General features: G+C 60.3%; 22 protein-coding genes and 6 pseudogenes. 14 read left to right on the top strand and 14 right to left on the bottom strand.

What is annotated here, in order from left to right; all coding sequences use genetic code 11:
• The 3 genes and pseudogenes from BRA1253DRAFT_RS45505 to BRA1253DRAFT_RS28995 form a co-directional block, all read right to left on the bottom strand.
• Positions 1-167: pseudogene (locus tag BRA1253DRAFT_RS45505) on the bottom strand (IS110 family transposase); the annotation flags it as partial.
• A 151-nt stretch (positions 168-318) separates the two neighbouring features.
• Positions 319-501: a hypothetical protein gene (locus tag BRA1253DRAFT_RS29000; protein ID WP_035994145.1), complete on the bottom strand. Its 183-nt coding sequence runs from the start codon at positions 499-501 to the stop codon at positions 319-321.
• Between the two features lie 133 nt (positions 502-634).
• A complete protein-coding gene (locus BRA1253DRAFT_RS28995; protein ID WP_007600268.1) occupies positions 635-1,156 on the bottom strand; it encodes a thermonuclease family protein in 522 nt (173 codons plus the stop codon).
• Between the two features lie 174 nt (positions 1,157-1,330).
• Here BRA1253DRAFT_RS28995 and BRA1253DRAFT_RS44615 point away from each other — a divergent pair, with 174 nt between their 5' ends.
• On the top strand, positions 1,331-1,606 hold the full coding sequence (locus BRA1253DRAFT_RS44615) for a hypothetical protein (RefSeq protein WP_198288343.1): 276 nt from the start codon (positions 1,331-1,333) through the stop codon (positions 1,604-1,606).
• Between the two features lie 56 nt (positions 1,607-1,662).
• Positions 1,663-1,923: pseudogene (locus tag BRA1253DRAFT_RS28990) on the top strand (hypothetical protein); the annotation flags it as partial.
• Positions 1,924-2,065: 142 nt separating this feature from the next.
• Here BRA1253DRAFT_RS28990 and BRA1253DRAFT_RS46310 read toward each other — a convergent pair.
• Positions 2,066-2,173 (bottom strand): DUF3606 domain-containing protein, encoded by a 108-nt coding sequence (locus BRA1253DRAFT_RS46310; RefSeq protein ID WP_371261345.1) that lies wholly within the window; start codon positions 2,171-2,173, stop codon positions 2,066-2,068.
• On the opposite strand from BRA1253DRAFT_RS46310, the gene BRA1253DRAFT_RS28985 reads away from it, so the two are divergent.
• Positions 2,127-3,026: a DNA ligase gene (locus tag BRA1253DRAFT_RS28985; RefSeq protein ID WP_371261344.1), complete on the top strand. Its 900-nt coding sequence runs from the start codon at positions 2,127-2,129 to the stop codon at positions 3,024-3,026. The genes BRA1253DRAFT_RS46310 and BRA1253DRAFT_RS28985 overlap by 47 nt on opposite strands.
• Before the next feature lie 213 nt (positions 3,027-3,239).
• Here BRA1253DRAFT_RS28985 and BRA1253DRAFT_RS28980 read toward each other — a convergent pair.
• A pseudogene (locus tag BRA1253DRAFT_RS28980) lies at positions 3,240-3,852 on the bottom strand (cell envelope biogenesis protein TolA).
• A gap of 142 nt (positions 3,853-3,994) precedes the next feature.
• On the opposite strand from BRA1253DRAFT_RS28980, the pseudogene ligD reads away from it, so the two are divergent.
• Positions 3,995-4,941, top strand: a pseudogene (gene ligD / locus BRA1253DRAFT_RS28975) (non-homologous end-joining DNA ligase).
• Positions 4,942-5,021: 80 nt separating this feature from the next.
• Here the strand turns inward: ligD and BRA1253DRAFT_RS28970 are convergent.
• A complete protein-coding gene (locus BRA1253DRAFT_RS28970; protein ID WP_245286102.1) occupies positions 5,022-5,420 on the bottom strand; it encodes a metallophosphoesterase family protein in 399 nt (132 codons plus the stop codon).
• On the opposite strand from BRA1253DRAFT_RS28970, the gene BRA1253DRAFT_RS45500 reads away from it, so the two are divergent.
• Positions 5,328-5,540 carry a hypothetical protein gene (locus BRA1253DRAFT_RS45500; RefSeq protein WP_245286124.1) on the top strand — a complete coding sequence of 71 codons (213 nt, stop codon included), beginning with the start codon at positions 5,328-5,330 and terminating at the stop codon, positions 5,538-5,540. The genes BRA1253DRAFT_RS28970 and BRA1253DRAFT_RS45500 overlap by 93 nt on opposite strands.
• Here BRA1253DRAFT_RS45500 and BRA1253DRAFT_RS45495 read toward each other — a convergent pair.
• Positions 5,483-5,986 (bottom strand): annotated as a pseudogene (locus BRA1253DRAFT_RS45495) (NUDIX domain-containing protein). The gene BRA1253DRAFT_RS45500 and the pseudogene BRA1253DRAFT_RS45495 overlap by 58 nt on opposite strands.
• Positions 5,987-6,049: 63 nt before the next feature.
• Positions 6,050-6,982, bottom strand: coding sequence for a Ku protein (locus BRA1253DRAFT_RS28960; RefSeq protein ID WP_007600263.1), 933 nt, complete (start codon positions 6,980-6,982; stop codon positions 6,050-6,052).
• 170 nt (positions 6,983-7,152) lie between these two features.
• Here BRA1253DRAFT_RS28960 and BRA1253DRAFT_RS46305 point away from each other — a divergent pair, with 170 nt between their 5' ends.
• From BRA1253DRAFT_RS46305 to BRA1253DRAFT_RS28930, 5 genes and pseudogenes are all read left to right on the top strand, one after another.
• On the top strand, positions 7,153-7,740 hold the full coding sequence (locus tag BRA1253DRAFT_RS46305; RefSeq protein ID WP_007600262.1) for a hypothetical protein: 588 nt from the start codon (positions 7,153-7,155) through the stop codon (positions 7,738-7,740).
• An 83-nt stretch (positions 7,741-7,823) separates the two neighbouring features.
• Positions 7,824-8,852, top strand: coding sequence for an IS110 family transposase (locus BRA1253DRAFT_RS28945; RefSeq protein ID WP_007600253.1), 1,029 nt, complete (start codon positions 7,824-7,826; stop codon positions 8,850-8,852).
• A gap of 215 nt (positions 8,853-9,067) precedes the next feature.
• Complete coding sequence (locus BRA1253DRAFT_RS28940) at positions 9,068-9,832, top strand: SOS response-associated peptidase (RefSeq protein WP_007600248.1); 765 nt, start codon at positions 9,068-9,070, stop codon at positions 9,830-9,832.
• 62 nt (positions 9,833-9,894) lie between these two features.
• Positions 9,895-10,929: pseudogene (gene dinB / locus BRA1253DRAFT_RS28935) on the top strand (DNA polymerase IV).
• A gap of 318 nt (positions 10,930-11,247) precedes the next feature.
• A complete protein-coding gene (locus BRA1253DRAFT_RS28930) occupies positions 11,248-12,213 on the top strand; it encodes a hypothetical protein (protein ID WP_007600246.1) in 966 nt (321 codons plus the stop codon).
• Positions 12,214-12,579: 366 nt separating this feature from the next.
• Here the strand turns inward: BRA1253DRAFT_RS28930 and BRA1253DRAFT_RS28925 are convergent, their stop codons facing one another.
• Complete coding sequence (locus BRA1253DRAFT_RS28925) at positions 12,580-12,843, bottom strand: hypothetical protein (RefSeq protein WP_035994136.1); 264 nt, start codon at positions 12,841-12,843, stop codon at positions 12,580-12,582.
• A gap of 80 nt (positions 12,844-12,923) precedes the next feature.
• Between BRA1253DRAFT_RS28925 and BRA1253DRAFT_RS43855 the strand changes: the two genes are divergently transcribed.
• Complete coding sequence (locus BRA1253DRAFT_RS43855) at positions 12,924-13,139, top strand: hypothetical protein (RefSeq protein WP_157158637.1); 216 nt, start codon at positions 12,924-12,926, stop codon at positions 13,137-13,139.
• Here BRA1253DRAFT_RS43855 and BRA1253DRAFT_RS28920 read toward each other — a convergent pair.
• The 3 genes from BRA1253DRAFT_RS28920 to BRA1253DRAFT_RS28905 all read right to left on the bottom strand — a co-directional run bounded on the left by BRA1253DRAFT_RS28920 (position 13,136) and on the right by BRA1253DRAFT_RS28905 (position 19,922).
• Positions 13,136-14,020, bottom strand: coding sequence for a nucleotidyl transferase AbiEii/AbiGii toxin family protein (locus tag BRA1253DRAFT_RS28920; RefSeq protein WP_007600232.1), 885 nt, complete (start codon positions 14,018-14,020; stop codon positions 13,136-13,138). The genes BRA1253DRAFT_RS43855 and BRA1253DRAFT_RS28920 overlap by 4 nt on opposite strands.
• A complete protein-coding gene (locus BRA1253DRAFT_RS28915) occupies positions 14,013-14,657 on the bottom strand; it encodes a type IV toxin-antitoxin system AbiEi family antitoxin domain-containing protein (RefSeq protein ID WP_007600227.1) in 645 nt (214 codons plus the stop codon). The genes BRA1253DRAFT_RS28920 and BRA1253DRAFT_RS28915 overlap by 8 nt, the downstream gene beginning before the upstream one ends.
• Before the next feature lie 1,269 nt (positions 14,658-15,926).
• The gene (locus tag BRA1253DRAFT_RS28905) at positions 15,927-19,922 is read right to left on the bottom strand and encodes a hypothetical protein (RefSeq protein ID WP_007600221.1); all 3,996 of its coding nucleotides are present in this window, start codon (positions 19,920-19,922) and stop codon (positions 15,927-15,929) included.
• A gap of 445 nt (positions 19,923-20,367) precedes the next feature.
• Between BRA1253DRAFT_RS28905 and BRA1253DRAFT_RS43850 the strand changes: the two genes are divergently transcribed.
• Positions 20,368-20,514 carry a hypothetical protein gene (locus tag BRA1253DRAFT_RS43850; RefSeq protein WP_157158636.1) on the top strand — a complete coding sequence of 49 codons (147 nt, stop codon included), beginning with the start codon at positions 20,368-20,370 and terminating at the stop codon, positions 20,512-20,514.
• Between the two features lie 17 nt (positions 20,515-20,531).
• On the opposite strand, the gene BRA1253DRAFT_RS28900 is transcribed toward BRA1253DRAFT_RS43850, so the two are convergent.
• Positions 20,532-21,209, bottom strand: a complete 678-nt coding sequence (locus BRA1253DRAFT_RS28900) for a hypothetical protein (protein WP_035994134.1) — start codon at positions 21,207-21,209, stop codon at positions 20,532-20,534.
• Between the two features lie 702 nt (positions 21,210-21,911).
• Here BRA1253DRAFT_RS28900 and BRA1253DRAFT_RS43845 point away from each other — a divergent pair.
• Both BRA1253DRAFT_RS43845 and BRA1253DRAFT_RS28895 read left to right on the top strand, forming a co-directional pair.
• Positions 21,912-22,088, top strand: coding sequence for a hypothetical protein (locus BRA1253DRAFT_RS43845; RefSeq protein ID WP_007600214.1), 177 nt, complete (start codon positions 21,912-21,914; stop codon positions 22,086-22,088).
• Positions 22,089-22,117: 29 nt separating this feature from the next.
• Positions 22,118-24,535 carry an AAA family ATPase gene (locus BRA1253DRAFT_RS28895; protein ID WP_245286101.1) on the top strand — a complete coding sequence of 806 codons (2,418 nt, stop codon included), beginning with the start codon at positions 22,118-22,120 and terminating at the stop codon, positions 24,533-24,535.
• 429 nt (positions 24,536-24,964) lie between these two features.
• Here the strand turns inward: BRA1253DRAFT_RS28895 and BRA1253DRAFT_RS40550 are convergent, their stop codons facing one another.
• On the bottom strand, positions 24,965-26,365 hold the full coding sequence (locus BRA1253DRAFT_RS40550) for a hypothetical protein (protein ID WP_007600210.1): 1,401 nt from the start codon (positions 26,363-26,365) through the stop codon (positions 24,965-24,967).
• Between the last annotated feature and the right edge of the window lie 102 nt (positions 26,366-26,467).

Genomic DNA, 26,467 nt, shown 5'->3' with positions numbered 1-26,467 from the left:
CCGCAAGCCTCCATCGCGACAAGCGTAGGCGGCAGACGGCCGAAGAACGCCAGAACCTGGCCGCGTCCCAACTTGCGTCGCAAGACCGGCTGCTCCATCCCGTCAACGCCATGCAACTGAAATACGCTCTTTGACGTGTCCAAACCGATACGAACAATCGTTTCCACGGGCGGCTCCTTCGTTTGAGGTCATCGACGACCCCATCCTGCCACGCAGACCGGCGGAAGGGGGCCGTCCACCCCAACACGAGAGCCCGGTGCGGCGACAGCCGCACGCGCTCTGGCCGAGCAACTCTGCCAAAACTTGAAATCAGCGGATCTAGATTTCCTCGCGCGCATTCGTCTGCGCGTTATAGATCCTGATCTGAAGCATGGGAAAACGTTTCTTCAGTTCTTCGCCACCTGCTCGGGCGCCGTCTCTGGTTGTAAATTCATCTTTGAGCCGGCCGTCCACTTCGAGCGCGTAACCAGAGGCCGGAAATTCACGGGTGGCAGCAACCATTTCATTCCCATTGTACAGTGAGGTGACTGGGAACGATGAGTAACGTGAGTCGCCCAAAACACGCCAGAGCCACCTGCCCAAATGCGGTGATTGGCCAACGCCACGTGTGGATTGGCGCCTCGCGGGGATCGCTTCAAGGATGGGCATTTGCATCGTCGGAACAGGCGGAAGGCTTTCCACGTGCGCGGATGCATGCACGATAGAGCCACGGCTCCACGTAGCTGCCCTTCCAGAGACCCTGGCCGGTGCGCTCAGCCTCGCGCTCAGCTTCGTGATATCTGCCCTTCGAGTAGTGAGGCCAATCCAGCGCAAGGCCGTTGCGTACAAGCCATTCACCGAGGTCCCTGCCTGCGACGGAGCAGGTCGCGACCGTGCGGCCATATGGGTCGAGGCTGACTGGGACACAATTGACGGGACGGCGGGCAATGAAAGCGTCAAGGTCGTTTGCGGCCTGTGCACCGCAACGATATTGCAAGCTGTCTTCGCCGCGGCACAGCTGGCTGCTTTCCGGCGCATCGATGCCCCAAAGCCGGATGCGAACTCCATGCATTTCCAACGTGTCGCCGTCGATAACGCTGGCCTGCCCGACAAACTGATCGGCCAGCGCCGCGCTCGACATAATGGCGAGAATCAATGCGACAGCGGTTCGACGCATTTCCAGTGACCTTGTAGCTACCGCAAAGCATGCGGACGGGATTTCGGCCGGTTATCGAATGTTGCAGCGCCGGCGGGTGCTCCGGCCGCTCGGGATAGTGAAACACCGTGCCGCGCAGCCAACGTCATTGAATCGAGCCCAAAGCAGAATCGCGTCGATCTGCCAAGCGCATTCATGAACCTTCCAGATGCCGTCATTCTTCATATCTTGGCCGGTCGCGTTGAATGCCAGGCCGCTCAGCCAGCAAAAGCGCGTAAATTTCGTCCCGGCGCGCCCCTTGGGATGAGGCAAAAGGCGCTGCAGCGCCCTCTACCAGACGAGGCGCTGAAAGTCGTCATGCGCGACGCGGACATGGAAGACAAGATTACTGAATGCCTGGTTTTGCACAGGGCGGCGGAACACGGGGAAAAGCACCTGCCCCGACGATTTGGAATCCCTGCTTTGTGTTAGCAGCCGGAACGAATCGAGGGCTGCAAGGATTCGTCCCTCGCGGAGGAGCGATCTTGATGCTGATGACCAAGGAGAGGCGGGCGGCGATCCGCACGGTCCGGGGGTGGGCGATAGCCGTGCTGCAGGAAGCAGGCGCGATCCGCGAATGTGAGTACCACGGTTGGATGCAGGACCGCGCAGATCCGCACGCCCGCGAGCGGGCGTTCCAAATCGCCCGCCAGGATCCGCCGCCGGGCCTTTCGCCCGAGGCGGCCACCGAAGCGGTCATCGAGGTCCTGGACTCGATCGGCGATACCTGCCCCGAATGCCCACCTGAGGTTCTAGAGCCCTTTCCGTTCCGATGGGAATCGGAACGGGCTCTAGAGTCATGTTTCGACGCGTTTTCTTTACGCGAACCGGTACCCACTTCGCTCGAAAACGCTCTACGCAACGTGCCGGACAATCGGCGCGAGCAAAGACCTAGCGCGCGAGACGCTTCTCGACCCGCTTCCGGTTGTTGCCGACCTTCTTGACAGCTTTCTTGACCGCTGACGCCGACCGTCCTGTCTTCTTGGACTCGTACCCCACTTCATACTTTTGCCCGCCGGCCACACGGGCCGGTCCTGCTTGCGCCCGCGCGCCGTCTTCTTCTTCGCTGCCGCCATCGGCTCCTCCTGTCGGATTTGATGACAAACCAACGCAGCAAGGGATTCACGGGTACCCTCCGGTAGCCGATGGATTCGTCGCCCACGATGCCTGGCGCATCAAGGCGAGCTCGGCCGTCATCGACGGCGAGATTGTCGTTCCCGCCGCCGACGGCACGACCGATTTCTCGGTGCTGCAGAACGAGCTCAAGGGCAAGTCGACCAAGATCGTGCTGGTGGCGTTCGATCTGCTCTATCTGAACGGCCGCGATCTCCGGAAGCTGCCGCTAATTCAGCGCAAAGGCGAACTCAAGAAGATCCTAATCGGCACCGACGTCCAGTTCAGCGAAAGGTTCGAGATCGAGGGACGCGAGATGTTCGCACACGCTTGCAAGCTCGGCCTGGAGGGTGTCGTCTCGAAGGTACGAGACGGTTCCTATCCGAAGGGCCGTACAAGCGACTGGGTGAAGAAAACCTGCATCCAGCGCGAGACGCTGACCATCGCCGGGTTCGCTCTCGACGAGGGAAAGTGGGACGGCATCTATGTCGGCCGCCTCAAGGGCGACGATCTGATCTATGCGGGCAAGGTCGATCATGGCTTCGACAAGGCGTCCGCCGCTGACCTCCAGAAAAGACTGAAGCCGCTGATCCGGAAGACGCAGCCGTACACCAAGCGGATCGCACATAAGGGCATCTGGGTCGAACCTAAGCTGCTGGCCGAGATCGAGTACCGGGCGAAGTCAGCCGAGGGAAAGGTTCGGCACCCGTTCTTCCGGGGCCTGCGGGAGGATTTGTGATGGATGCATTCGATCGCTTCTGGCATGGGCCAACAAGCCCCTGGAGAGTCAACTGACGATACCAGCCGAGCTACATCGGGCCGTGATGGAGCTCGCCCCTGAGGAGCGACGGGACGCGCCGCCGTGAATCAGGCCGCAGTACGCGTACCAGATCCCGAACGATGAACGCTTGAAGGGACCGCTGGCCTTTGCTCGTGAGTGCCGCCACAGGAACTAACCCCGCGCGCGCCGCAGCGCGGCTTCCAATCGCTCCTTCTCCTTAACCCAGCGGGCTTGTTCGGTCTGCGATTTCTTCTCGAGAGCCTCGATCTCGGCCTGGATGGCGGCGGCCCGCTTCGCGTGCTCCTGCCCGGCCCTGTCCAACGCAGCCTGCGCCTTGTCGACCGCCTGCTGACGGCGTGCACGGCCTTCTGCCTGGCGGCCTCTTCCTTCGCCCGTTCAAGCTCGCGGCGTCTCTGTTCTTGTTCGTAGGCGAGAGCGGCCTTGCGCTCCGCAGCCTTGTCGACGGGGCGAGAGGAAGGCTTCTTCGTCTTCGGGCCTTTCGACTTGCGGGCGGCCTTCTTTGGTCCGCCGCCGCCAAGATCGGCGGGCAGCTCGGCATGCTCGCTGAAAGGTCGGTCGGTTCCGACCGGGCGCCTGAGAACGACGCCGGGCTTTGCCATGGTCGCGGTGAGACGTCCGGGTCGTGGCTTTCCTTCGCCGCACCCTGATGGAAGAGGTTGCTGTCAGCGCCCCACGCTTCCAGAGCCGCTTTCATGGATGGAGCGGCGATCGCCAGATCGAAGAAGCCCAGCGAAGTTTGGTAGGTCTTCAGTTTTCTGGCCATCGGTCCGATCCGCCCTCCCCGATTAATCGTCAACGACGCGCCCGCCACGGCGCCAGCGGAACACGACGCGGCCTCGTAGCGTTCCCTCATCCTTGAAGGACGTCCATGCATTTCGCAACGCGCTCTTAAGGATTGGCCTCGAATGAGCCGGACGTCGACCCTGCCCAAGCGCCTGCAGCCGATGCTCGCGACGCTCACCGACGCGCCGTTCGACGACCCCGGCTGGGTTTTCGAGGATAAGTACGACGGATTCCGAATGATCGCGGAAATCCGGCGGGGTAAGGTTGCGCTCTACAGCCGCAACGGCAAGATCATCAGCCGCAGCTATATCGAGGTCGCCAAAGCGCTGGAGGGCGTGAAGGGCGACGCCGTGATCGATGGCGAGCTCGTCGCGATCGGAAAGGACGGCGTCTCACATTTCCAGCTGCTCCAAAACGCGCTGCGCCATGAAGCGAAGCTCAAGTATTGCGTCTTCGATTTCATGTTTGAGAATGCAGTGGACTTGCGCAAGCAGCCTCTCCTCGAGCGCAAGAAGCGGTTGAAGGCAATTCTGCCGCGCGACAAGCTGATCGCCTTTAGCGTTCACCGTAAAGGGAATGGCACGAAATTCTTCGCTGAGGCCCAGCGGAAAGGTCTCGAAGGCATCATGGCGAAGCGCGCCGACAGCGCGTATGCGTCCGGAAGCCGGACGGCGGATTGGCTGAAGATCAAGACGGCAAAGCGACAGGAAGTGGTGATCGCGGGCTTCACGGCGCCCAGGCGCACCAGGCCGTTCTTCGGTGCCCTCGTGCTCGCCGTGCGGGAAGATGACCAATGGCGCTACATCGGACATGTCGGCACTGGCTTCAGCCACGAGGTCCTGAAAGACCTCCATGCCAAGCTCGTAAAGCTGAAGGCCCCTAAATCACCCTTTCCTGCCAAAGTGAAGGACGAGGCCACGACGACCTGGGTCAAGCCCTCGCTGTTGCCGAGGTCAAATTCGCGGAGTGGACGAGCAAGGGCGAACTGCGCCAGTCCGTCTACCTCGGGCTCAGGTCCGACAAACGCGCGAAGGATGTCGTGCGCGAGCGGGAACGTCCGCGCAAATAGCGCTTCCCTTCGGGCGTAACAGGCCAAACGAATTCACGCATTCGCCTCCTCCGCTGTGAATTCCCTGCGCGGTGGTGCGCTCAGTCGGCTCCAAGGTCGTGGATTTCCGGTCGCATGCCCTCACGCGTGACTTCGAGCGACGCAATGGTGATCGGCAGCTTGAAGCGCCGCGGTCCCGCGCTGCCGGGATTGAGGTAAAGAACGCCACCGACCGTGTCGATCTTTGGCACGTGGGTATGCCCGGAGACGATGACGTCGATGCCGGCGCGGGGATCGGCTTGCAGCGTCTTCAGGTCGTGCAGGACGTAGATCGACTTACCCGCCAGGCGCACGAGTTTCGTGTCGGGTATTCGCGAGCCCACTCGCCACTGTCCACGTTTCCACGGATGGCGGTGACGGGCGCGATCCGGCGAAGCGCGTCGAACGATCTCGGGCCGCCCAATGTCGCCAGCATGGATGATGTGATCGACACCCGCCAGGCCTCGTTCCGCCTCGGGCCTCAACAGGCCGTGGGTGTCCGAAATGATTCCAATCCTGAACATTATTTCCCGTCGCTCGCTCGCGCGATCGCCAAAAGACGATCGAGAAGCTCTACCTGAGCGGGCAGCATCTTCGTCCGCGCGAACTCGATATTGAACCATTCCGCGCGGTCTACTTCGGGAAAGCTCTGTCGTCGACCGCTTCGGGGCGGCCATTCGATATCGAAGGTATTGCTGGTCAGCGCTGCCGGGTCAAAATGGCCTTTTTCGGCGAATGCGATAACGCGCTTCCCTCCTCGCTGTCGGACCTCCCCCAGCGCCCGGAGTGGACCAATCGAAGCACTCGGGCCGAGTTCTTCGGCAAACTCGCGCCGCGCGACCTACTCTGGATCTTCCAGCGCATCGATTTCGCCCTTGGGAATGGACCAGGCGCCATGATCCTTCTTGCGCCAGAACGGACCGCCGGGATGAACGAGCAGAACCTCAAGCCCGCGAGCGCCCTTGCGGTAGGCGAGAATGCCCGCGCTCAACATCGGTCTCCTGGAAGTCTTTTTCAGCGGAGCCATATCGCTCTCTGCCGTTGACACGAAGTAACGGCCGTCTGGCGTCACTGGATGCTTAACAACACGCTAGGCCGACTTCCGCTGCGGTTTGGCCGCCGGCTTCTTCGCCGCGGCCTCCTTGGCCGGTTTCTTGCCGGCGATCGGCATCAGCATTTCCTTCTGCCCGGCCGACGCCTTGCGCGCCTTCTTGGCTGGCTTCTTCTGCACCTCTGTCGCCGCCGACGCGTCTCGTCCGATGCTCTTGCGCAGCGCATCCATCAGGTCCACGACGTTCTCACCGCGTGGAAGCGCTTTCGCGGTGATCGGCTTACCGGCGCGCTTCTGATTGATGAGATCGATGAGGGCGGTTTCGTACTGGTCTTCGAACTTGTCCGGTTCGAAGTGACCCGCCTTCTGGTTGACGATATGCCTGGCGAGATCGAGCATGTCCTTGGTGACTTTGACGTCCTGGATGTCGTCGAAATACTCGTCCGCGGAACGGACTTCGTAGGGATAACGCAGCAGCGTCCCCATCAGCCCTTTGTCGAGCGGCTCGAGCGCGATGATGTGTTCGCGATTGGTCAGCACCACCCGACCGATCGCGACCTTGTTCATCTCGCGGATCGTTTCGCGAATGACCGCGAAGGCATCGTGCCCAACTTTGCCGTCAGGGCGCAGATAATAAGGACGGATGAGATATCGCGGATCGATCTCGCTGCGGTCGACGAACTCGTCGATCTCGATGGTTCGCGTCGATTCCAGCGCGACGTTCTCGAGCTCCTCCTTCGTCACCTCGATAAAGGTATCGGTGTCGACCTTGTAGCCCTTGACGATATCCTCGTTGTCGACCTCCTCGCCGGTATCGGCGTCGACCTTGGCGTATTTGATCCGGTGGCCGGTCTTTCGGTTGAGCTGGTTGAAGGAGACTTTTTCGGATTCCGATGTGGCCGGATAGAGCGCGATCGGACAGGTGACGAGGGAAAGACGCAGGAAGCCTTTCCAGTTGGCGCGGGGGGCCATTGGGGGAACTCCGATACTGATGCCGGAATCAAGACGATCCACCCAGCTTGGTTCCGACACCGCACCCCTTCCCCCACGATGATTTTTCTCGACGCGGGCCGGAGCGGACTCGACTTTTGTTCTCTTTATGTTCTAATTCGAAAATGACCGATCGACCCGCGAGCTGGCGCATGCCGACGCCAAAGGAGATGGAAAAGCTGGCCGCTCAAGCCGCCCGCAGGCCAGCTCTCCCCGCTACGGCTCCGGATGCGCCGCTCCCGGCCGAATACTGGGAATCGGTCCTCAAAGACCCGCGCGCCGAGGCGACCGGAGCCCAGATGCTGCAGCGGCGTCTTTCCGAAATTCAACGCCACGTGCTGCGCATCTCGTGCCGTCGCTGCGAGCGGACCGTGGAAATCCAGACCGCCGATGCAGTCCGATTGTACGGCGGCAACGCGATCTGGAAGGACGTGGCGCAGCGGTTGCTCGACAACACCTGCCAGCAGCGCACCGGCAGGCATGAAGAAGAACCGATCGATCCTTCGCCCACCATCGACCAAGCTGTAAATGGAGGTTTCCCTTGGCTCGAGATCAGGTGCGCGCGCTGTAAGACGCCGAGCGACGTCGACCTTGCGGCGATGAAGCACCCGCCGACCACCTTCGTGCATGATCTCGCCAGCCGGCTTCGTTGCCGCAAATGCGCCAAGGCGGGCCGGCGCCCTGCCGCGACTCTGCTACAATTGGCCTGGCAGCCGCGCCACCCTCGGACCGAAGCCTGACCGAATGTGCTGGTGTGGACGGCCTCTCATCCCCACGGTTCTATGGCGCTGTCAGCGTCACAGCTAGATGAGAGGAAAGTCTGATGAATCTTCCTGTTCGCATCGGTATGGACACTTCCAAGTCGGTTTTCCAGCTTCATGGTGTTGATGAGAACGAGGTGGTGGTGGTCCGCCGCCAGTTCCGGCGAGCCGAGATGATCCGCTACTTCGAGCGGCTTCCACCGGTTCTCGTCGCCATCGAGTCCTGCGGCAGCTCGCATCATTGGGCGCGCCTGCTGCAGTCGTTCGGTCACGAGGTGAAGCTGATCCCACCTCAGTACGTGAAGGCTTACGTGAAGCGCGGCAAGAACGACGCGGCCGATGCCGAAGCGCTGTGCGAGGCGGTCACCCGGCCGAGTATGCGGTTTGTACCGGTCAAATCGAAGGAACGCCAAGCGGCCTGCATGTTAATGACTGTGCGGGAACGCCTGGTCAGCGTGAAGTCGCAGCTTTCCAATGCTTTCAGGAGCTATGCGGCTGAGTTTGGCATCGTCGGCCCCGCCGGTCGGCAGAATGTCGCGCAACTTATCAAGCGGGTGCTCGAGGATGATAGCTTACCGGAAATGGCAAAGGATCTCTTCCGACTCCAAGCAGAGGAATATGCCACGGTCGAAGCCCGCCTGGCAAAGATCGAAGCCAAGCTGATGAGGTGGCACCGCGACGATGATGTCAGCAGGCGGATCGCGACGATTCCCGGCGTCGGTCCGATTGGGTCGTCCATGCTAAGCATGAAGGCGCCGCCGCCGGAGACGTTCAGGTCAGGCCGCGACTTTGCCGCTTGGCTCGGACTGACACCCAAGGATCATTCGACGGGCGGCCGGCAAAGATATGGCGGAATCACGAAGGCCGGAGACTCAATGCTCCGATCGACGTTGATTGTCGGCGCGACCGCGCTGCTAAGGCACATTCGAAAGGGCCGTCATAAGCCGACACCCTGGCTTGCATCGCTACTGGAGCGAAAGCCGCCGAAATTGGTGGCGGTGGCCTTGGCCAACAAGTTCGCCCGTATCGCTTGGCGATTGATGATATCGGGCGGAGTATACAACCGACCGGTAGCCGCCATGCCCGTCTGATCTGAAATCGGCACCGCGAGCGAGTTGCTCGGCGGATAGCCCACGAACTTGCAGGACGCAGTAGATGGAAGGACCGATCGGTCGATACGCGCGAGCTTCCGTAGATTACACTGGCATCATCAAGGTCGCCTATGTGCTTGGAGCGTGCGTAGCGAACACCATCTTGGCCAGCGGACTTTGTCCGCGCAAACAGGCCGGACATCTGATAGCAAGCGATCAGGTCAAAAGTCTGCTACCATCCTGACAAGTGGGGGGCCGTCAACCTGTACTCGATCACGACAAACCAGGCCGCCATCAGCGCGCTGTTTCGCGTCGTGAACCGATATGTTGGCAACCTGGCGCCGATGCCGGGGGTTTTTCCCGATTACAAGGCACCGATCGTGCGCAATGGGGCCGAGGGCCGCGAACTCACTACTGCGCGGTGGGGCATGCCATCGTCATCGAAGGCGTTGATGGACGCCACCAAGAAGCGGGCCGAGAAGCTGCAGGCCAAGGGCAAGACCGTCGATTTCAAGGAACTGCTGCGGATGGAGCCCGACGGCGGCACGACCAACATCCGCAACGTGAAGAGCAAGCACTGGACGCGATGGCTCGGGACCGAAAACCGCTGTGTTGTGCCGTTCAACTCCTTGAGCGAATTCAACAAGGCCGAGGGCGGTGATATCTGGTTCGCGCTCGATGAGACCCGTCCCCTCGCCTGCTTCGCCGGAATCTGGACCAACTGGACGTCTGTCCGGAAGGTGAAGGAAGGCGAGACGACCAACGACCTCTACGCGTTCCTCACGACGGAGCCGAACGCCGAGGTCGGCGCCATCCACCCGAAGGCGATGCCGGTGATCCTGACGACGCCGGACGAGGTCGAGACCTGGATGACGGCCCCTCCGGACGAGGCTCTGAAGCTGCAGCGGCCCCTTTCGGACGGATCGCTCAAAATCGTCGCTCGTGGCGTCAAGGAAGACCCGGCCGGACAGACAACGTGACCGACGAGGACGACCACCAGGCGGAGCCCTCGCCCCGTCAGCGCAAGATCATCCACGTCGACATGGACGCTTTCTATGCATCCGTCGAGCAGCGGGACAATCCAGATCTCCGCGGTAAGCCGGTCGCTGTCGGTGGATCCCGCGAGCGCGGAGTCGTGGCGGCAGCCAGCTATGAAGCCAGGAAGTTCGGGGTGCGCTCGGCCATGCCGTCCGTCACGGCAAAACGGCAATGCCCCGATCTGATCTTCGTGAAGCCGCGGTTCGAGGTCTACAGGGGTCTCGCAGCAGATCCGCGAGATCTTCGCGGAGCACACACCGATCATCGAACCGCTGTCACTGGACGAGGCCTACCTCGACGTGACCGAAAATCTGCAAAGCATTCCATTGGCGCGGGACGTGGCGCTCGCAATCCGTGGGAAGATCAAGGAGGTAACCGGCCTCAACGCTTCGGCCGGTATCTCCTACAACAAGTTTCTCGCCAAGCTCGCCTCCGACCACCGCAAGCCGAACGGGCAATACGTCATCACGCCGGAGATGGGTCCGGCGTTCGTCGAGACGCTGCCGGTCGGCAAATTCCATGGCATCGGGCCGGCAACCAGCGTTAAGATGAATGCGCTGGGCCTCTACACCGGCCTCGACATGCGCAACCAGTCGCTCGAATTCATGCAGGCAAACTTCGGGAAGGCCGGAAGCTACTACTACTGGATCTCGCGGGGCATCGATAATCGCGAGGTCCGCGCCGACCGGATTCGGAAATCCGTGGGCGCCGAAAACACCTTCGCCACCGACCTCACCGATTTCGACGCCATGGTCGTCGAACTCGTCCCACTCATCGAAAAGGTCTGGCGATACTGCGAAGGCGCCGGCAACCGGGGGCGTACGGTGACGCTTAAAATAAAGTTCAACGACTTCGAGATCATCACGCGCAGCAGATCCGTCCCCATCGCGGTTTCGAGCCGCAGCGACATCGAACGCCTATGGTCGCTTTGCTGCAGAACGAGATGCCGGTCCACAAGCCGGTCCGGCTTTTGGGAGTTTCGCTATCCGCGCTGCAGCATGTCCATGACGCAGAATTGCAGCTGGTGCTGCCGATGTAATCGTCGCTTTCGACTTGGTCGATCCCATTGGTCGAGTCGAATTGGAAGGCATGGTTGGAACGTTCGATGGATTGTAAGCGGTGCGCTGGCATCTTCCGCTGCGGTGAAGGTTTGGTAGCTACCGCAGACTAAGGAGAACGATCTCTGCGCTGTTGGGAAGGATCGGGAATCGGGACGGAATGGTTGGGAACGATTGGTGGCGGGCAGCCGCAGAAATCAACTCCGTGGCGACCAAAATGCGGTGATTGTGTCAAGGGAAGTGATTCGGCCCATTCCGGCTGCTCGACGAGAAACCGGAACGGCAAGCAGGAGACGGAAATGAACGACGATGAGGCGAAGCATTACATTGCAGAGCACGTCAAGGTGCCCCGCCTTCATGTGACGATCGCTAAAGGGTTTATCCTGAAGAATTTTCACCCAACGACGTCCGAGCTCATCAACCGCTTTTTGCAGTCGGTTGAAGCAAAAATGCCTCAGAAACTCGTACTGCATCCGTCAGTCGATCCGGTTCCCACACTCGACGCTGTCGTTAGTGCGATCTCATGGCAACTCGCCGCCTGCGAGGCGATTTGGGGTCTCATCGCGAATGCTGCGGCTTTTCCAGCGTCGACCAACATGTACGGTGCACTTGGGAGTTTGCAATGGACGACCGTCGTGCCTGGAAGTGGAGGCAATTCGTCAGGATTTTCGCTCGAAGAATATTCGATTCAAGTCCCGGACAAGCTGGCACTGCCAAAATCAACAAACCCTGATGTCGATCTACCGCTTACCGATCCGGATTTTTACTTGAAGGAGCTAAACCTGCCAGGTCTCGTGCCTGCGGTCGAAACGGCACTCCGCGAAGCAGTGCAATGTATCCGGCATGGGCTCTATTTAGCCTGTCTTGCAATGCTGGGCCGCGCATCTGAAGCAGCCTGGATCGAGACAGGGCTGGCACTCGCGTCAGTAGTACCGGCGGGATCATCGATCGATGGCACCAAAATAGGAGACCAACTTCAAGACCCCTTTGTCGGCATTGGCAGAAAGATAAAAATCGTCCTCGACTCATACTCTCACCAAGAGGTTTTCGGTGGCATCACCAAGGCGAGCGGAGTCAAGCTTCAGGATCTGAGGAATTGTGTTGTGTGGGCTGATTGTGTGCGCGAGTCCAGAAATTCGATCCACTACGGGGCTGAACCGGCGATGTCCAACTCTTATGAAAAAGTTTCTACACTTCTGATTGGCGCCGTGCCTCACATTCGGCTTCTGGCCGCACTTACAGAAGCCGCACGAAAGAATTCGTAGCATAAGCGCTTGCTGCGCGGCTGCGCGACCTCCCTCGTCTGCGCCGAGCGCGACGGTCTTGAGCGCGTCATCAGGCAGCGGCCGCTGCAACGCTCTCGCCTCATGTAGCGGCGAGAGCCGTTGGCTAGGTTTTCGTAACCCTGACCCCGAGTGCTCAACCAGTCAAAATCGGCCGCAGGTCCGTGAGCTTGGCGTCCTTTTGATGCAGGAGTACGGCGGCGATGATTTGCTCCAAAAACGCCGCAAGCCGTACTGGCGCGGTTTTAGGATCGAATCCCCCGGTCGAGGCCACCCAATATTCGGGAGAAAGCTTGACCGTAACAATGCCCGGCAGCTCTCGGCGATAATCGAAAGCGTCGCGTTCAACTATGCGAGCGCGCCGCGATACCGACGAACAGCGCGACCTCGGGCTTGTAATAGCTCAAGGGCTCGAACCGCGATGGGGGCAGCGCGGGCATTGTCGGGGCCGGCTTCAACCACCGCCATGTCCCATCCCTCAAACTGGCCTTTGAAAAAGCCGGTGCCTTTGACGGTCTCGACCGTGTGCTTCCCGAGCTGCCGCAAGACGGCGCGCGTCTCGACCTCGATCGCGGTGACGATGACGGCAGCGGGGGATGAGCGTTGTGGCACGCGGCAGGCTCGGTTGGTAAGGGGATACGGCTAAACATATATAGGTGCCCGCCCGGCTTCGCCCAGCGGTAATCGAGGTAATGCCGATCTTCGACATGTCGATGATGATCGGCATCCTGATGCTAATCATGATCCCTGATGCCAGTAGTGCTGCTGGACCAGCAGGCGCTGGTGGTGGTGCTGCTGATGTCGATGCAGATGATAATCTTGATGCTGATCGTGGTGCTGCTGGTGCTGGTCATCATGATGATCGTCGGCATGATCGTCGGCACGATCATCATGGTCATCCCGGCTAGGTCGCCTTCTCCGCGTCCTTCAGGACGCGGGCTTCCTTTGCCCGCGGCATCAGGAACTCCGCGAGCGTCTTGGCGACTTCCGCCAACGAGCCGGGATCGACCGCGACCTGCCTGGTGAACGCCGCCCATTGATCCTTCTTGCCGGCGTCCTCGGTGAAGGCGGCGGTGAACGCATCCGGCAGTGCGGTCGGAATCTCGGTCTTGCGGCGGGCGAACGTCGCCTTGATGGCGCGGGCCAGCGTGTCGCCCTCGAACTTGTAGGAGCGGATCAGGACCCAGACGTCGTAGAAGTCCTTCAGGCGTGTGTTGGCGAGGCCGAGCGCGACCATGGCCTGGAATTTCTCGGCGATGACGGTCTCGCGCGGATAGGAGCGCAGCTTGGGCGCCGGGAAATCGAGCAGCACCGGAAGGTCGGTTTCCTGCACGCCGGGCTCGATGGCGTCACCGAATGCGATATCGATCACGACGCGAACGCGGGCGTTGTCGACCGTGGCATTGCCCTTGATCCGGACGCCGCCGTATTCGTTTTCGTCGCGGATGCGGTCGACGGTGAAGCTGCCGGGGTCGAAGATGACGCCGTCGGCGGCGTCGACGGCAGCGATCTCCTTGAAGATCGCCAAGAGCGCGTCGGGGTCGGGATCGCCCGAGCCGAGAAGGTCAAGGTCGCGCGTCGGCCGGAATTGGTTGTCGACCCAGGTCGCGAGCAGCATCGCGCCCTTGAGAACGAAGCGATTACGATACTCCGTCGAGCCGAGGCGATAGAGGAGCCGTTCCAGCACGTAGCGGGTGAGGAGAAGGTCGAAGGGCTGATTGCGCTCTCTGGAGAGCGTGAGCAGTCGCGCGCGAACCGAGGCAGCAACATTCTTGGGCGGGTTAGCCATTGGCGGTCATCGCTTCGATATAAGGTTGCATGGCTTTCCAAACCCCGGCCCTGCGCGCGAAATCCGCGATCTCCGAAGGCTTGGCCTTGCGGGTTCGCAGGGCCTCGCGCAGGCCTTCGAGCGCGAGGTTGAGGCCGGTGCTGTGACGATAGCGTGTCCCGGCGCTCCGCCGGTAGCGAAAAAGATCAACGACGGTCTTGGCGGGGCTGAAGATCTTCACCGGGCAACCTTCGATCGTATGAATCTCCACGCCCTCCTGAAGCCGCTCCGGGTTGAAGCGGACGAACTGCATGGGCGGATTGGTTTGAAGAGGCTGACGGTCTTTGGGACCGATGGCGAGCCAAACCATGGAGGGGATGGTATCGGTCAGGTCATGGAAAGCGAGCGCCGAGGTCAGGGCGACGACCCCTTTGGGTACGCGCTTGGCGGCTTCGGCGAGAGAATGGTGCGTATCGATGGGCGCGTCGGGCAGTTGGTAGAGACCGCGCCCGAGTTGGACGACGAGGCCTTTTGCCTTCATGCGGGCGATAGTCGCGGCCGTGATGCCTGCCCTGGCAAGCTCGGAAGGGCGCGCGATGCCGCGCTCCTTGAGGAGTTCGATGACACGGTCTTGTTGGGTCGAGGATGGCTTGGGCATGGCTTATGATCCGATTTGTCGGATATATCCTATTTATATCCTGCAGTTCATATCATACGGAAGTACCCACTAACAATATGTAAATTCTTCAGCAACCCCTTGATTGTTATAGACATCCTGCGGAACTAAATCCCGATCCCGCGCGGCCCGCTTGCCGCGCTCGCGATTGGCGTGGTCGGCCGCGGCCCATGGCCGCGATCGCGTCCATACTCATGCAGGACCAGCAAGTGCAGCTCGGTAAGACGAGCCCCCGCGGCGCGACCTGTACTTGATCCGTGATGGGCTCGTAAGCCGCCCACTCGGACTCGCCACCAGGCAGATCTAATCTCGCAAGGCTGGAGTGTGCTGGTGGTTTGGGAGTGCGAAACCTCCGATCCTGCGCTCGCGCAACGTCTAGCGGGTTTCGGCGGCGCGGCTTCCTCAGCCCAGCGAGCGGATTACGCGCGTATAATCAAAGACGCGCAGCCGATCCGTAAAGGGAGACAGTAGGCCATGCTCTACGCCTGGGTAGGCGATCAGAAACGCGCTCCGCTCGCGAAAGGAGAATGGGCGGCGTGCCGAGATTGCGGCGGCCCGCTCACCGCCGTCATGCCCGTCGAGAATACACCCCACTGGCGCCAGAAAGCGGGTTACTGTGATCCTTGAAGCGAGCCCGAGGGCATGGCATCTCGGCTGAAAGAAACTCTTCGACATGTCGCGCCGTGAGATCGGTTTGCGCGATCCGGCAACCGGGGAGCTTCATCGCGCCGACGTGCTGGTCGGCAGCGGCACCCACATGGCGACCGTGCTGGAGCTGCAGCACTCGTGATCAGCGAGGACGAATGCAACGCGCGGGAGGCTTTCTATTGGCGCGAGCATCGGATGTTTGGATGTTCTAGCTGGTCCACATCCACAACGAAAGCTCGTTGCTGGGCAATAACTTCTACATGTCGAGCGATTTCAAATCCCGCGTGCTCGATCTCGACGAAAGGAGTTCGCGATCATGCGGTGGATGGGACCTAACAAGCAGTTCATCGAGAAATGGAAGCGCGCTGGCGCCGACGTCTTCTTCAATCTGGGCCCCATATCTTCTACCTCGCCGGGCTTCTCGCCTAGGCGGCCCGTTCGAGCGTGGCGAGTTTGCCCTCTGCGCTCTCACCCGGGACGATTTCGTGTCCGCTGTTCGAGGTGAGGACGTTCGATCGGGTGACGCCGGATGCCGCCGGCGCCTCGTGCTGGTCAAGCGCGAGGTGAACGGCTTGCGTTGTCGTATTGCTCTCCTCAGACCAATCAGCTGGCTTCGGGTCCCTTCATAACGGCCGATAGCCAAGGCTTCACTACTTGGAGCGTCCGGACGTCGCCCAGCCCATCAAGATCCTCTAGGGAAAGTTTGCCGGATCCACTGAGTGTATTGGAGAGCGCAGACGCCGTTGCGGCCGGCAAGAGCTCAACAATCGCCTGAGCCAATGCGGGGTCGCGAGCATTGGCCTTGATCGCCAACGGAATAAGCAGCGCCCGCCGATCTGGCTTTGCGGCCAACGATCTTGCTGCATCAAGCACCTGGCAATGGCCAGCACAGGCTGCCACCACAAGGGTCAATGCAAGCGCGACCGGCGCTGTCCGAAACAACAGCTGCTTGTGTGGAATTTCTGCGGCAAGCTCGGTATCGACCGATTGCTGTTCTAAGCATAGTGCCTCGGCCGCTAAGCGGTGGTGAGGCGGATTGCCGCTCTTCAAAGCCAGCTTTACGACCCTCTTTCTTGCGTCGCCTGAGCCATTGCGGACCAGAGCACGCAACAACATGAGTTTGACGTCGCGGTCATCCGTCTGGAAGAGTATTTTGCCTATGTCCGAGACGTACCGATCCTCGATCTGCGGTGGCTCGGACAACAGGTGAGCCGCGGCATAGGCAATCGGAAAATTCCTCTCCTCTTCGTGACGGGGTTGCTGGGGTTCCCACGTATCGGCCGCCAATTGCAGGATCGCATCCATGTTGTCAGCGCTTGGACGCTCTTGCAAAAGGGAAAGCACGGTCTCGCGAACCCTATGCCCTTTGTCTCCTGCTGATTTACGCAACTCGAGGTCAAGTGGACCGGGTGATCGCCGGGCCAGCGAGAGAAGAGCCGCTTGACGCACATCGGCAAACCGGTGGCTCAAGGCAGCCTCGACAATTGGCCACATCCCGCATCGAGCGGCAACGCGAACTGCGTTCGCGGCCATCCCGATAGTCTCATCATCGTTGTCCGGCCAGTCCAGGATCTCTTTCAGCAGGTGGTCTAGCTCAAAGCCAACCCTGCTGAGCGCTTCCGCCTGCACGGACTTGAGTTCGACGTTTCCTTGCGTATCCAATCCTTCAAATAGAAGCAGCGCGTCTTTACTCAGCGCTTCGAAGCTGAAGGCGAGCACGGCGTTAGCCGCTTCCGCCAGCGCGGGAGGCAAAGCTGCAAGAAATTGGAGACGGATGGTCTCGAAGTCGACTCGGCTCTTTTTTGCGTTCGTCTCTCTCACAGCTGCAAACTCGAGCGCCAGCTCAAGCGCCCGTCGCGTGTGGTTGCTTCTTACCACAGTTCCGACCGCCGAAAAAAACTCGGTTGGAGCAGCGAAAAGTGCGGTTTCTACTGCCTTAAGCCTCACCTCGCGGATCACGCCCCCCGCCACTATCCGTTCTCTAAGAGTGCTCAAAACTTCCTTGGGGATCGACTTCTGCATGGCCTGCCAAAAATCCCGCTCCTCCGGTCTATCGAAGGCGGCTCTTGCGATGGCGCTCCATTCTTCAATCGTGACGTCAGTTCCGCGCTCGGCAGTCCGTATCCAATGATACAACATGTCCAAAACATGCGCGTGATCGCGAATAGCGCGCCAACCATTCCTCTCCCGTCTCATTGTCACATAGCATTCAAGGAATTCGAACGCCGTCTGTCCGTCTTCGGAGATACTCTCGTAATAATGACTACCGTAGTCGCCGTCGTACTCGCCATTCGCGAGCCTGAGCTTGAAATCCTCGTCTGGCTTTCCCGACAGCTCGTCTCGATATGCAACTGCCTGCGCGACAACCTCCTCAAAACCGTTGAGATCGGCAAGCGCGCCCTCAGCGATCACGCTAGTGTTGGGATTGTAGCCGTCTCGAACAATCGAAAGCGCGGCTTCCATGAAGGCCGGTGTCAGATCAGCGCACAGTTCCGCTACTTGGCCGGCGAATCGCGTGGGGTAAGAGGGATTGTGGTGAGGCAGTTCGCGCGTGATGAACGCGGTGCAAAGCACTCGTGTCCTGTGATCGGCAGCAACCTTTTGGAACCAATCCGGCGACCGATCTGGCGCACTCCACTTATCGAAGAACCAGTATTCCTTGTCCCTATTTTGATGCGTAAGCCATCTGGAAAGCTCTGCCGGAATGGAATCTGCCGAACCCACCGATGCGGCAAGCTTCAGGTCCTCTCTGAAATCAGGCCCCGTTCCGGCCAGCCGCTCATTGATCCAGGCATCGAGCTGAGACTGCCGTTCGGCAGGAAGATCAAGTTGAACGATCGAACGCTCTCGCACGGCGTGGACCAGACGGGCCGCGCCCTCCGTTCCCCAATCCGAACCCGTTCCTTTATCCAAATCGATCAGAACTTCGATCAGATAGGACAGAACCCGGGCCGACTGACCCGGCTTTTCCTTGAGGGCCTCCTCTAGGCCCAATTCGACGCGGGGATGCTGATAGGTGAGAGTCGCCTCCACCTGTCGCAAATTCCGGCCGGCAATCAGAAAGTTCAGATATGGTTCGAGGCCGTCTTCAAGATCGCTCCAACGCTTAGTTAGACCTGCCTGAATGGAGGGCAGCACCTTGAATGTCTGGCGTGCGCCCGACTTGAAAAGACCCCACGTAATGGCCGCCCACGCCCAAGTTCCACGCTGGCGGATATTGTGAATGAGCGCGGCTTCAATCGAGGTCTGATGGGCGTCGGACAGGCAGCGGGCGATGTACTGGCCCGGGTTTTCGTCCTTCTCAAACCCGTCGGCGAGAACGGCGAAGTAGCGGTGCATCTCAAGGGGTGTCGCGAGCCGTTCGATCGCGTCATTTCGCGAGTTCAGCACGACAGGTTGAAGACTCGCTGGAAGGCTAGGCAGCCGGTTCTCAAATAGCTTCGCTCGCTCAGCTGGGCCGTAGTTTTCGTCTTCAAGCGTGACAACCCATTTGTCCTTTAACCGCAGCTTGCTCTCATGCAGCACATCCGACCGGCTTGTGACTACGAATTTCCTGTCGGGACCGGCTGACTGGAGTATCTCGGCAATGGCGCCGTTCCACGGCACCGAGGCCGGCTCCAGCCGAAAGCGGCCCCATGGGTCCTCGATCTCGTACAGCACCGGCCGAGAGGCTGGATCATCGGCAATCTTCTCGGGTCCGCCCTGGACGGTGACATGTTTGATGCCGGGTATCCGATCCCGCAGGTAAGCGGTCAGTGCTTTGGCGGTACGCGTCTTTCCAGTTCCGGAGGCCCCGGTGATGACGACCGCATGCTTCGTCTCAATCGCAGTTTTGAAGTCGTCCCAGTTGGTCGGAGGAACAAATCCTTCCAGGTCGGCCGATTCCCCAACATAGCCGCCGGCGGCTGTAATCAGGCGCTCAACATCAAGGCGCGTCCATACCCCTTGCCCGGCGCCACGCATGCGCGAAAGGGCTTCGCTGCGCAAAGCCTCCCGGCAGCTTTGAAGGTTTGAATGGGGTACACGAAAGCGCTGGCTTAACAATCGCTCGGTGCGAGCATTGATCTTTTCCTGGTCCATAGTCCCAAGAATGGCAACTCGGCCGCCGGCACCGGCGGGCAAGTTCCTTGCCATATCGGGGGGCAATTCGCTGGCGGGCGGCCACACGCCAACCTCTTCCACCTTGAGCTGACGGGTGACGCCGTCGAGGTCGGCACTGGTAACCAGGAGATAGCGGATGCTGGGGTCGGCCAGCCGGTCGCGAGCAGACTTTCGTTTTTTACCATGGGCGAGCAGGCGGCTCAGATCCTCGTGCTTCCAGGGTCCAGTATTCCGAAGCTTGCATTGAATAACCAGGCGGTAGTTGTCGAGCACAACCTTTTCCGATAGTGCGCCCGGTCCATGCTCGACGTCGGCTTCAAGGTCTTCATCGGTCGCCGGCTCCAGCACGATCTCGATTGCCACTTTCTTGGCAAGAACGAGATCAAGCGCGGTAAGTACAGAGACGTCGAGTTGATAGAAATAGCCCGCAAGCGACCGCCCGCCGCTGGAAGGAGAAAGCTCATCTGGCCCGAGCGGGGCGGAAGAGGTCTCATTCATGGACTGCTCCAGCGGCTCTGCAGGGCGCGCGGTGCAAATAGCCGATCTCCGCGCCCCCAATCCACGCTAAATTGAGAAAACTCGCTTTCGCCCACGCTCTCAGCACGTTCCTTCAATTGAGTATATGCCGTGAGTGAATATCTTGCCGCTGACATGAGTCGATCGGAGCACGAGATTGGAGGACTGGCGCACGGCTGAAAGCATTCCCAACTGCTCGGACTTTCTCACCCGTCAAGACCCGTCGCTTGCGTCCATAAGACCACGGGACCTTGCCGGAAGCTGGAGGCAGGTCAACAGCCACAAAGCTATAAGCGACCAGAAAGGACCAGTCCAGGCGTTCAAACGATGAGCGTTACCCTCCCCGCGACTCAGAGACAGGCGAGAACTAGCACGATTGAGAATCGCCGTGTAAGCCATAGCGCAACCCGCCGACGACGTTATTGCCATGGCAGGCATCATCGTGCCTTTGCATCGGAAAGCTTACTTCGCTCCGCAGCACCGCGATCTCACCGCGAATGCTTTGCTCGCCTACGTCCCCGGCCTGCTTGCGCCACTTCTCAACGATGCCGGGTGGCAATCGGATCCTTGCTGATATTAACGCGTCGTTGCCTACCTAGGCGCACGGCCTTCAACCCGTCGGCGCGCCTCCCCTAGCCACGCCTCATCCAGGCGGAGCGAGCAGATCAAGCTCTTCTCATCTGTGATTCTGTAGACGGTGATCCGAGAAAAATGTTGCACCTTAAGGCCGAGAGCCGCCGCGCGATGTCGACCGCTCTTGGCCTGTTCATCCAAAACGCAGAGCATCGCATCCGGCAGGACGAAGAATAGCCGGCAAGGCTCGATGCCGCCATCCGCACTCGAAACGGTGATGCGCCAATTGGATGCGCCGTCCTCATCGAGCTGATAGTGGATGCTGGTCCACGGATCGGCCGCAGCCTGCATATGGCTGATCAACCAGTCGGGGTGATCGGCCTTGAGGAGAATAACGAAGCCAGTTGCCGATACGCCGACGAAGAGTTCGTCGATATTCCAGGCCGCCTCAAGCAGCGGCTGGAGTATCGGCAGTAACCCTCCTTCGGCGTCCGCCAGCGACAGGCCCCATAGCTCACGTCTCAGCGTCGCGCGTATCCGTCTGACAATCCGGCCCCGTGGCGGTGCCGACGCCATGCTGGCGCGCTCCGTCCCTTCAATATAATCGTGCAGAGCATCGCCGACTGCGTCGATCGCCGATCGCAACTCATCGTATTCCCGATGTGACAGATCAAGCAGCGCGACCTGATGTGCCAAGGCATAGGCTTGCGCTCCCGGTGAGAAGCCCGATGTTGAACACAGGGCATAGCGATAGCTGTAGCAGTACCCCTCCCGCTATTGGTAATGTCTTCGTTCGTGAGGGCGGGAGCGATTCCGGCCGGGCGCGGCTGCACCGTCACCAAGACCTGATTGACATCCTGAAGGATGCCGACAGCGTGCCGCGCTTCGGGGATACCTACTCTTCCTTGTCCATGCCCTCTCCATTTCGCTTCGATGAACAGGCGAATGGGATTTCCGAACGCCGGCGCCCATGTCAATTCGCCCAGTACGTCAGCCTGATGAAACCCGCCGCGCCCACGCACCTGGAGCCCATTGCTCATGAGGGAGAGGTCATGCGGGTCGTCTTCCGGGCTGGTCAGGAGACGATAACCTGCGTTCCTGATGAGCGAGGCGACGGCCTCCTCAAGAAGATACCCTTTCAGGACACCGGGCGAGATCACCGCTCTTCTTGCCATGTCAGTCTTGCTCTCTCCGGAACTGCAGATCTGAGCTCGTGCCCTACACCACCCCGGCATCTCTCACAACGCGACCGCGACGGTTATGCAAGGCCCAGATCGCCCCTCAGTGCCCGCGCAGCCCTATCTGCCTTCGTTGCCGCGCAGCGATTCTGCTGGAAGTTCGGCGGACGTCCCGCTAAATAGACCGTCCGCCAACTACCAAGCTGAAAGGAACGTCGACGTGCCGACGCTGCAAGCCTTGATCGCATCCAAATACATCGCGAAGCTGCGGCAATCGAAGGACGTGGATGCCGGAAAGATCGCTCAGCTCGAGGCGCTTTTTGCTTCCGGCAAAAAGATTAAAGTCGATGAGCTGGTGAAGCTGTTTTCCGCGCCGGCCGGGAGCGACATCACGTGATTCGCCTTCAACACGCGCATATCGAGGAGATGCGCGGTATCCGTAATCTCGACATCGCCTTCGATCAGAAGACGTTCTCCATCTCCGGCCCGAACGGGTCCGGCAAGAGCGGCGTCATCGATGCCATCGAATTCGGCCTGACCGGGCGCATTAGCCGCCTGACCGGTACGGGCACGAAATCGCTCTCCATCGCCGAGCATGGTCCGCATGTGGATCGCGTCCGCTTTCCCGACGCAGCGTTTGTCAGGCTCAAGGTCTACTTCCCGGCTCTCAACAAATCGGCGATGATCACCCGCAAGGTGTCGGCCCCCAAAAGGCCCAAGATCGAACCGGCCGACCCTGATATCAAGGCCGCGTTCGAGCAACTTGCTGATCATCCCGAAATCGCGCTGTCCCGCCGTGACATCGTGCGTTTCATCCTGGTCGAGCCGTCGCGGCGCGCCGAAGAGGTGCAAGCCATCCTCAAGCTCGAGGAGATCGGCGAGAGGCGGGCCGTGCTCAATGGCGCACAGAACCGGGTCAATGCGTTCAAACGAACGGCCGAAGCCCAATTTCAGGCAGCGCGCAGCAGCTTGCTGAGCCTTATGCAGATCCCGAGCGTCAAGATCGATGATCTGCTCTCGGCCGCCAACGCGCGGCGCAAGCTTCTCGGTCTGTCCCCACTCGCTCAGTTGACCCCAGACACCAGGCTCGATGCCGGGCTCACCTCGGGCTCGTCCGCGCCAGCGTTCAACAAGCAGTCGGCCCTGCGCGACATCGACGCCATAGCCGAAACCCGCAAGCAGCTTCCGGAACTCGCAAAGGATGCGGTCGCCGTCCTGCTCGCGACCATCAGCACTCTGGCGGACGATCCGGCGCTGCTTGCTTCGCTCCGGCGCCGAACGTTGCTGGAGCAAGGCATCGGACTGATCGATGGCGCGCACTGCCCGCTCTGCGACAGCCCGTGGGAGAGCGAACGGCATTTGCGCGATCACCTCGCGATCCAACTAGAGAAATCCGGCGAAGCGCAACGGCTGCAGAAGGATCTCTTCGCCAGCGCCAACGTTGTCGACGAGGCCGTGTCGGGTTGGCTTGCGCAGCTCGCGGCGATACGCAGGCTTGCCCAGGCGCTCGAACATGAGGCATTCGGCGCGGCGATCGATCAATGGACTGCGGAGCTCGCCAGGCTACAAGGCAAGTTCCGTTCTTTCGATGAGCTTCGCAGCATCAGAGGACGCCTCGCGAGCGGGTGGCATGCGGCGCCGAAGGGTTTCGAGGAGGCGGCCGCCAGCTTCGCAAAATTGGTCGCAGAACTCCCCGATCAAACGGCTACAGTTGACGCTCAGACCTTTCTCAGCACGGCGCAGCTGAGGCTCACGGATTTCCGCGAGTCCATGCGCGCGGACAAGGCCGCCGGCATCGCGGTCGCGGCCGCGACCTGCGCTTACACGACCTACTGCGAGGTCATGGATGCCGAGCTGGAAGCCCTGTACGACGACGTACAGCAGGATTTCAGCACCTTCTATCGGCTCATCAACGAAGACGACGAGGGTGAGTTTACCGCCAAGCTCTCGCCCAGCGCCGGCAAGCTCGATTTCGACGTCAATTTTTACGAACGCGGCCTCTATCCGCCAGGCGCGTTTCACAGCGAAGGCCATCAGGACAGCATGGGCGTGTGTCTCTACCTCGCCCTGATGAATCGCCTGTTCGGGAATCAATTCAGCTTCGCTTTGCTCGACGACGTTGTGATGTCGGTCGATACCGGCCATCGCTACCAGTTTTGCAAGCTGCTCAAGACGCATTTCAAAGACACACAGTTCGTCATCACCACCCACGACCGCACCTGGGCGGAGCAGATGAAGTCGGCCGGCCTCGTCAGCGGAAAAACCTCTCTGCGCTTTCATAGCTGGACCATCGATACCGGTCCGCTTGTGGAATCGAACGTCGAGGTCTGGGAGGAGATCAAGACCGCACTCGACAAGAACAAGGTCGCGGTGGCGGCCGCCGCCCTGCGGCGCCACCTCGAATATGTCTCAAGGCACCTGGCCGACCAGCTTGGCGCACCGGTGGTATTTCGCGGCGATGGCGGCTACGAACTGAACGATCTTCTCCCGCCGGTGCTTGCGCGGTTTAAGACGATCTGCGCAAAGGCCGCCGATGCTGCGCAGTCCTGGGGAAACGACAAGGGGAAGGCCGAGGCGACCGCGCTTAAGACCAAACTCTCCGCGTCGAACGCGGCGTCCTCGGTCGAGCAATGGGCTATCAACAAGGCCGTGCACTACAACGAATGGGAGAATTTCGGCAAGCGCGATTTCGCGCCAGCCGCTGACGCCTTTCGAGAGCTGCTCGAATGCTTCAGATGTGAGCGCTGCGAAAGCTGGTTGTTCGTATCGCCGCGCCATAAGCCGGTATCGCTGCGCTGCGCCTGCGATACCGTCAGCCTCAATCTAGAGGCCAAACCGAGATGATCGAAGCCTTTTGATCAACAAGCGGTCGGCTGGGCACCAGCGGCGATTATTGCTCTATTTGGAGAGCGCGAAGCCGGAAATCTCCTGTTGAAAACTGCAAGGGCTTTGACGTCAGGGTGCTTCTCCAGTTTTCGTGCAATCCAGCACCCCGCCATGCCTGAACGAATCGCGCGGCGCGCACAACTTTGATCGAAACAGTCGCTCAACATCGGGATTCGCTCGTGCGTTACTGCTATTTCCGAAGCACGCGCTCACTGGCCCTAAGCGCATTCGTCTCGGTTTGCTGCTGATACTGTCGCGGCCTTTATCCAGCCCGGCAGCAAAACTGGCTCACATCGGCGCCGCAACTCGCGTAATGGAGCCTCGAGCCGGGGAGGCAGCTACAAGGGGTTTGCCTACGGCCGCGAGAAACACCGCTTGAAAAGCTTGCTAATCGGTCCTGCTCGCAGCCCAATGGCCTTTCCAGCCTGGAATGGCTGAAGGACACAGCAAAGCGAAATGCGCACTGGCGGAAGGCCCGTTGCAGGCCCGCGCTCCGCATTCAATTTCATTCTTCTCGAGGTCGATCCAGATGGGAGCCGGTCCACCGTAGTCTTCGCCCATCTTGTAGAACCTGAATCGGCCACCTCCGCTCGGCTCAATTGTCAGCGCGGTACAGTTAGCACTGGTGCGGAGAACTCTGCCGATTTCTCCGGCATTTTGTTTGATGCACTGGGTTATTCTCTCCTCCTCAATCTCCTGGCCTTCGCAATGGCTTTTCGCATCATCCTCTGAAACTTGCGCCACAAGGCGCGCCTGGCCCGTATCGGTGCCCTCCAAGGACTTGATGGTAGCTGGGATGCAGCGCGAACAGTCCGCGATTGTATCCGGCTCCGTCTGCTGCGAGACCGACAAGACGAGCTGCAGAACCGGTTCATGCTCAAAACCCAGGCGAGACGGTTTTGAGGCAGAGCCGCCGGTTACTTCGCAGGAGCGCGGTGAGCGTTGTGGTGCGCGGCCCTCAAGCAAGAGGATGCCGTCCTTGCGTTCTCCCGCCACGGGATAGCCAAGCGGTGCGCAGCCGGGCCGGAACAGAAAGGCCTCGCCGGTTAGCTTGCCGTTGCGCGCCGTTCCTCGAAACAACAGGGCGCCGGCTGGGACCTTCAGCTCCTTGCGCGGTTCGATGTAGCGGATTTCGACGCGGTCATCAGGTGTGCGGGTCAATGCCACGATCGAGCCGTTATGATTGAGCATCTCGCGGCTTTGGAAATGGCTGTCCCATACGGTCACTTGAGCATCCGGCCGCAAGGTATTTTCGATCGCCTTGTCGGTGCCGCTGTGAAAACCGGGAGCACGGCTATCGGCGATTGAGCGCGCCGAGCTCATCGCATCGGGTGCGAGTGCGCCCAGCACGGCGACCTTGCACACCTCGCCTTCAGACAGCTTGATGACCATGAGTTCTTCAAAGACCGAGGTTGAGTTGCTCTCCTCTAGTTGGCGCCAGCGGCCAACGATCGCTACGAACGGCCGGCCGTTCGTCATGCGCCACTCGATACGGCTGGCAACACCGCTTCCATTCGGGCGCCAGCCCAGATCATCCGGATCAGCCGGCCCGTGCGCCCGCTTGCCCCAGCCAAAGCCAAGACCCGCATGCGTGACGAAATCGGTGTACTCCATGAAAGCGCCGGCCGGACCTGGACATCTCCAGATAGCTTCTTCTCTGTTGGATCTGAGAATCTGGCACGCCGGTCCTTGGGCAGGCAGGACGATCCCCTCGGCGGCGTGAGCCTGGCCTGCCAAGGTGAGCCCCGAGAACATTGCGAGCAGGAACGGATAGAAGGCAGGGCGCATCGTGAGACTCGACTTCCACGAAGATGTCTTGACGGGAGACTAGAACTTAAATGCTCACAAGACATTGCGAGCCGGCTGCCGTGCTGTCCTTATCGGTAAAGG

This window comes from Bradyrhizobium sp. WSM1253, from assembly GCF_000244935.1.
Taxonomy (GTDB): Bacteria; Pseudomonadota; Alphaproteobacteria; order Rhizobiales; family Xanthobacteraceae; genus Bradyrhizobium; species Bradyrhizobium canariense.
The sequence above is the reverse complement of the archived record's forward strand: the minus strand, read 5'-3'. Positions and strand labels throughout refer to the sequence as shown.